This window comes from Candidatus Aquicultor sp., from assembly GCF_054640775.1.
Genome location: NZ_JBTSLF010000145.1, coordinates 1 through 6,523, shown reverse-complemented (window position 1 = coordinate 6,523; position 6,523 = coordinate 1). Strand labels below are relative to the sequence as shown.

Genomic DNA, 6,523 nt, shown 5'->3' with positions numbered 1-6,523 from the left:
ACGTCCCAGATGGCGTCGGGGCAATTCATAACCATCGCATATATCACAATCGATCCATTGACCGGGGATATCGTCTGTTCGAGCGCGGGACATCCGGCGCCGATTATCGCCAATTACAAAGAGCATTCGGTGCGGCAGATGCGCATCGGTTCGATGCCGCTCGGCGTTCTCGATGATACCGAATATGAGAATAGCACTGAAAAACTATCCAATGGAGAAGTCATCTTGCTCTATACCGACGGCCTGCTTGAAGCGCGCCACGACAACGATTTCTTCGGCGAGGACGGTATAAGCGCAGCCCTCTTGGCGCTGGACGACCCCGAAATCGCCACCATCCCCGATAGGCTCGTCGAAGCCGCCCAATCATTCGCCCACGGCAAACTCAACGACGACATCGCGGTTATCGCGGTGGGCCTCGATCGTGAGGTAAGCAACGAGATAAGCGAGCAGGCTGATGATGAGCTTAATGAGGGATTATTGGATGAAGAGCGGTTGGATAAGCCGGATAATGTGGTTGATATCAGGACGATCAGCTGAACGTAAAAGCTAAAGTAAAACATGTGTAAAAGCTGAGGAAGTAAACGATTAGCTTAGGATAAATAAAAAAAAGACCGCCGATGGGCGGTCTTTTTTTGTGCCGAAGGCCGGGATCGAACCGGCATGAGGTTACCCTCACTGGTTTTTGAGACCAGCGCGTCTGCCTATTCCGCCACTCCGGCATTAATCATGGCATTTAGCAGCTGTTTCGCTAAAGTCTAGCACTTGTTTTGACTCTAAAATTATAGCGAAACCAGCGCGGTTATACAACACCGCGAAATATGGTGGTTTCTTGGCCTTATGCTTAACGATGTGTACAAAACTAAAAGTCTGCTTAATAGTTTTAATTACGCTTCAAACGAGCCTTAAGAATAAGGATGATGTGCGCACGAAATTATAAAATTTACCATAACGCTTCACGTTTGACGTAAGTAATGGGTATATTATAGTTACTTCTATCGCTAGGCTAATAAGGAGAGTGTATTGTGGGTAACGATAAGCAACTTGAGCCCAAAGGCGAATTTCAACAGAGAGTATGGTATAAGACCTGGTGGGGGATAGTTTTAGCAATCATTTTAGGGCCTATAATAGGTGCTTGGCAAGCATGGAAGAAAATCACTTGGCCTAAAGCAGTAAAGATTATTGCAACTGCTGCTATCGTATTTATTTCACTAATGGCCCTGACTTCATGCTCATCGGACCAACAGCAACCGGATTTATCTCAAGGCTCTATTTCGACAGAGAAGGCTGTTGAACAAACCAATGTGTCCCCAACGACTAACGCACTGACTACCGCAACTACCGCACCGCAAACACCAAACACTACAGCAGCACCTGCAGGCGAATTCGCTGGAAGCATCAAATCAAATGTCTACCATTATCCAAGTTGCACTTATGTAGATCAAATCAATCCAGGAAACCTCATCTGGTTTAGCTCAGCTGAAGACGCCCAAGCCAAAGGATATAGGGCATGTAAAGTATGCCAACCACCGGGCTATGCACCTCCAACTACAGTTGCACCTCAAGGTAATCAACAATCGGCCGGTTCAGATGTCACTGTTCATATCACAAGAACTGGTGAAAAGTATCATAGTGCAGGCTGCCAATACTTAAGCCGAAGCGATATTCCCATTAGTCTCTCTGATGCACAGGCGCAAGGATATACACCGTGTAGCAGGTGCAATCCACCAGAATAACGTTACTAAATCGAAAGAAACGATATGTCTCTTGGTGGCTATTGGGCTTTGTTTTGTAGTTTGGTTCCGAAGTTGACGAGTTGTTGGGGTTTGTATATCTCGCCGTAGGAGTCTTTGTAGCGGTTTTTGCTGTAGCGGTGGAGGACGATGTTTACGCCGTTTAATCCTTTGGGGGAGTTTTCGATGAGGGCGCGGGTGAATTTCGGGATGGAGGCGTGGGATTGGGTGACCTGGTTGGCGGCGTAGGCGACGAAGAGGAAGGCGGCGCCGTAGGAGTTGTTGTCGTCGGTAGTGAAGCCGGTTGCCAGGTTGACGTTCGGGTCGCGCAGGTAATCGTCGACGTAGGTGGTGGGGAAGCCGCCGTTGATGTATTCGGCGTAGACGGCCATGCCCTCGTCGAGCCACTCGACGTCGGCGCCGTTGCTCAAGTAGAACAGCAGGTGCTCGAACTCGTGGGCGAGCGTGTTGTACGCCTCGCCCGGCGTGGTTTTAATAAGATCCCCATCCAGATACAGGAGCTTCATCTTGTTTTGTCCCGAGAGGTCGTTTGCGTCGAAGTAGCCGTCCAGGCCATTAAGGTCGGTTATCAGGATATTGACGTACTTTGCGCGCTTGCGCCCGGATGCGTTGCTGAAACAATCCATATCACGCGAGTAGATGCCCTTATCGAATCGCGTGATCAGCTTTGATAGGGTATTCTTCGGAATGTACTTCGTGGAATCCACCCAGATATAGGTGTGCTTTCCGTCCGCCAGCAGCTTGGCTTTCAACGTTCTTTCTTTGCGGCCTTTGTCGTCGTAAATGCTAAAACCGCGTGTTTGACCAATATGATAGGATGGTTTGGGCGGCTGAACTTTTGTTGTCTTTGATAAGGCGGCGGCCTTGTGTGACGAGCCCCGCGCTACCTCGGTGTTGTGATTAATATTCATTGCAAGGGCGGTCGTTGTATTTACGAGATTATTTACAGTATCACTCGTTGTGGGTGTTGGTTTCTCGTGGATAGTCGAGTACCGGTGTAACGTGCGTTGCATGCTCTGGGCGGCCATGCTCTTGTGCGTGGGTGACTGGGCGATGACCTTTGCCCCAAAAAGGTACAGCGATGCGACAACAGTGATGAAAATTCCTACGATAAGTGCTTTGACATGGTTCTTCGGGTTGGCCGTTCTAGCTATAAACACTTGTACCTCGCAGCAACCAGACTCTAAATTGACACATGCCTGCAAGTATAATGATTTAACCACCGATGCGCAACGATAAACGCCTGGTGAGCGATGGTATATGGGGCAAGCTCACGTTTGGCGTCCAGTAGCGCGCGGACGTGCAAAAACGCGGGTAAAATGCTAGAATCATAAGGGTAAAAGGGGCTCAATTTAGCCCTCTGTGGAGGAAGTCATTTGCAATTGGCAAATCCGTTTCTTAAGGTCGCTGGGTTAAGCGATCAGCAGATAAAAAAGATCGAAGCGCTGGGCAAAAATATCCAACTCATCGCTGATTTAAGTTATTCGGACATCGTTATTTACTGCCCGGCCGAGGCCGGTGTTGTAGCAGTGGCGGCGGCTAAGCCGAATACCTCGATATCCGTACGCCCCGATAACATCATCGGTCAGGTCTTCGAACATCCCCTTGAAGCGATAACCAAGGCATTTAGACGCGGCGTGCGTGTCGAGGAACGATACGGCGAGTTTAACGATGCCGTTATCAGGATTTGCGCCATCCCGATAAGGGAGAGGGCAAAGGTTATCGCGGTCATGACGAGCGAGCGGCGTTCCCCGGAGGAGTGGCGGCCGAGCGAGATGGAGCAGATGTACATGGCGTCGGCGGACGACCTTATCGAGATGATAGAGGCCGGCGTTGATACTGGGATTAATTTTCCGTCTTCGAAGGAGGCGGGTGACGGGCTGCTGCGGGTGGACTTCAATGGGATTATCACCTATGCCAGCCCGAATGCGGTCATGATTTACCGGCGCCTGGGCGTCGATGCGCTCGTGGGCGAGTCGATTTATAAGATAGGGTTGGATGAGACGCCGGTCTTAAGTGCGCTTGAGGATAGAAAAGCGGTGCGGCGCGAGGTGACCGAGAAGGACATGACGGTTATCAAGCGGGCCATCCCGCTGATTGAAAAAGAACATGTCAAGGGCGTAGTCGCGATTATTCGCGACGTCACGGATGTGCGAGCGCGCGAGCTGCAGCTCAAGATAAAAGAGGCGACGATCAGGGAGATCCACCACCGGGTGAAAAACAACCTGCAGACGATAGCGAGCCTATTACGGTTGCAGTCGCGCAGGATGGAGACGCCGGAGGCACGCCAAGCGCTTCTTGAGAGCGTCGGGCGTATTTCGAGCATCGCGGTCGTCCATGAAATACTCTCGCAAAGCGGCAGCGGCACGCTCGATTTTAAAGAAATCGCAGGCAACATAACCGGGATGATTCAGAGTAGTCTGGTGCGCCCGGATAAGAAGATAACTATAATGACCAGGGGTGCGGGCGGACAGATCCCATCCCCGATGGCGACGTCGCTCGCGCTTGTCCTGACAGAGCTTGTGCAAAACGCAGTCGAACACGCTTTTGAGGGGCGCAATAGCGGGAAAATCGTCATCTCGCTTGAGAGGCGCGGCAAAACGCTCACGATGGCCGTGAGCGATGACGGTACGGGGTTGCCGGCGGGTTTCGATATCGGTAAGAATAGCAATTTAGGGTTGCAGATAGTGCACACGTTGGTAACGGATGAGCTTGGCGGGACCTGGGATATGCAAAGCGAGAACGGCACTAAGGTCACGATAAAAGTGCCGGTAGAGCAGGCGGGTAAGGAGTAGCGATGGCGCGGTTGCGGATAGTGATAGCCGAAGACGAAGCGATAATCAGGCTCGATTTAAAAGAGATGCTGGTCGAACTCGGCCATGCGGTCGTTGGCGAGGCCTGGGATGGAGAAACGGCGCTCGAGCTTGCTGAAACCTTACGCCCCGACCTGGCCATCCTTGATATCAAGATGCCCGGGATGAACGGTGTCGAAGCGGCGAGGGCGATAACGGCTGCGGGTATATGCCCTGTGGTCATGCTTACCGCTTATAGCCAGAAAACCCTGGTTGAAGAGGCGATTAAAGCGGGCGCGATGGCGTACCTCGTAAAACCCTTCGATAAATCCGACCTGTTGCCCGCGATCGAGGTTGCGCGAAGCCGTTTTCTTGAGATGAAAGAGCTCGAGGGCCAGGTCAAAAGCCTTGAAGAGCGGCTTGAAGTGCGTAAGATAGTCGAGCGGGCTAAAGGGGTGCTCATGAAAGAGCACGGGCTCAACGAGGCCGATGCGTTCAAGCAGCTCCAGAAGTGGAGCATGGACAAGCAACTCTCGCTTAAACAAGTAGCCGAAACTGTTTTGGGTGAATAAATGACAAGCAAAGGTTGATAGTAGACCGTTGGCCTTTAGCGGCTAAAGGTTGGTTGGTTTGGGTATTAACTAGTGTGAGGGCTGTTTGCGGATTATTATAGTCCGGATACCCGGGGACATTCGTTCTTGTTGGTGGTTCTTGTTAGTGTTGGATATATAACGGGGATGGATGTATATTTAAATAAATCGGGTGCCTAAGATCCTAAAGACAGGTTGGTGCCGGTATGGATGAGAAAGGTGTTGTGTACATGGCACGTCGATTTTGGGAGACGTTGAGCGAGTTTATATTTTTGGCCGTCATCGCGTTTGTGCTGGCGTTTGGTATTCGGACGGCAGTGGCGGAGCCTAGGCTGGTCCCGACCGGGTCGATGGATCCCACAATTGCCCCCGGTGACCGTATATTCACTGTAAAAGCATTGTATTATTTTGAAGAACCGCATCGTGGCGATATCGTTGTCTTTAAGGTACCGACGCGGGTCAACGCCGACCCCGATGCTGCCCCCTATGTAAAGCGGTTGATCGGGCTTCCCGGTGATACGGTGGAAGTCCGTGATGGTGTGTTGTATGTAAACGGCAAGACCTACAAAGTCGATGCAGCGAGCACGCCCCAGTACCCGTATGGTCCGGTCAAGGTAAAGGAAGGTATGCTATTTTTCCTTGGGGATAACCGTAATGAGAGCTACGACAGCCACGAATGGGGCTTTGTCCCGGAGGAAAACGTGATTGCGAAAGCCGTCTGCGTATTTTGGCCGCTCAATCATTTGAAAGTGCTTAAATAGATCGTGAAAGAACACGGCGCGGTAGAGATTCACATCACGGGCACCGTCCAGGGTGTGGGCTTTCGTCCCCATGTCTATAAACTGGCATCTACCCTGGGCCTCAACGGCTGGGTCATCAACACAACCGCCGGTGTTACCTTACGACTTGAAGGCCCCAAAGAGACCATTGCATCATTTCAGGAACGACTTCGCACCTCACCCCCGCCGCTTGCGACTATCGAGAACTTTACGGCACGCGACGTGGAATCCGAGGGGTTTAGCGCCTTTTTTATCCACGAAAGCAAGGCCGCACCCGATACCGAGATATCCATTCCGCCGGATGTCGGCACCTGCGCCGATTGCCTGCGAGAGTATCGAGACCCCGGCGACCGCAGGTACGGATATGCCTTTACCAACTGCGTAAACTGCGGCCCCCGTTTTTCTATTACGCGTACAGCTCCTTACGACCGCAAAAATACGTCCATGCATGCCTTTGAGCTGTGCGAGGACTGTGCGGCAGAGTACACCGATCCTCTAAACAGGCGTTTTCATGCAGAGCCGAATGCCTGCCCAGTATGCGGTCCAAAGGTGCTCCTTACAGCTACCGATGGGGGGCCGCTGGACGGCGATATGGAAACGGCCAGAGAGCT

The 6,523-nt window shown here is 51.7% G+C and carries 7 protein-coding genes and 1 tRNA gene; 6 read left to right on the top strand and 2 right to left on the bottom strand.

Features of this window, described 5'->3' with window-relative positions:
• Window positions 1-537: PP2C family protein-serine/threonine phosphatase (locus ACYC56_RS11105; protein ID WP_461374245.1), on the top strand; the 537-nt coding region annotated here is incomplete at its 5' end.
• A gap of 98 nt (window positions 538-635) precedes the next feature.
• On the opposite strand, the gene ACYC56_RS11100 is transcribed toward ACYC56_RS11105, so the two are convergent.
• Window positions 636-719 (bottom strand) — tRNA-Leu (locus ACYC56_RS11100).
• Between the two features lie 303 nt (window positions 720-1,022).
• Here ACYC56_RS11100 and ACYC56_RS11095 point away from each other — a divergent pair.
• Window positions 1,023-1,733: an Ada metal-binding domain-containing protein gene (locus ACYC56_RS11095; RefSeq protein ID WP_461374244.1), complete on the top strand. Its 711-nt coding sequence runs from the start codon at window positions 1,023-1,025 to the stop codon at window positions 1,731-1,733.
• 38 nt (window positions 1,734-1,771) lie between these two features.
• Here ACYC56_RS11095 and ACYC56_RS11090 read toward each other — a convergent pair whose 3' ends face one another.
• A complete protein-coding gene (locus ACYC56_RS11090) occupies window positions 1,772-2,911 on the bottom strand; it encodes a hypothetical protein (protein ID WP_461374243.1) in 1,140 nt (379 codons plus the stop codon).
• A gap of 216 nt (window positions 2,912-3,127) precedes the next feature.
• Between ACYC56_RS11090 and ACYC56_RS11085 the strand changes: the two genes are divergently transcribed.
• From ACYC56_RS11085 to ACYC56_RS11070, 4 genes are all read left to right on the top strand, one after another.
• Window positions 3,128-4,546 carry a sensor histidine kinase gene (locus ACYC56_RS11085; RefSeq protein WP_461374242.1) on the top strand — a complete coding sequence of 473 codons (1,419 nt, stop codon included), beginning with the start codon at window positions 3,128-3,130 and terminating at the stop codon, window positions 4,544-4,546.
• A 2-nt stretch (window positions 4,547-4,548) separates the two neighbouring features.
• Window positions 4,549-5,115 (top strand): ANTAR domain-containing response regulator, encoded by a 567-nt coding sequence (locus tag ACYC56_RS11080; protein WP_461374241.1) that lies wholly within the window; start codon window positions 4,549-4,551, stop codon window positions 5,113-5,115.
• A 248-nt stretch (window positions 5,116-5,363) separates the two neighbouring features.
• Window positions 5,364-5,894: a signal peptidase I gene (gene lepB / locus ACYC56_RS11075; RefSeq protein WP_461374240.1), complete on the top strand. Its 531-nt coding sequence runs from the start codon at window positions 5,364-5,366 to the stop codon at window positions 5,892-5,894.
• A 3-nt stretch (window positions 5,895-5,897) separates the two neighbouring features.
• On the top strand, window positions 5,898-6,523 hold a 626-nt coding region (locus ACYC56_RS11070), incomplete at its 3' end, for an acylphosphatase (protein ID WP_461374239.1).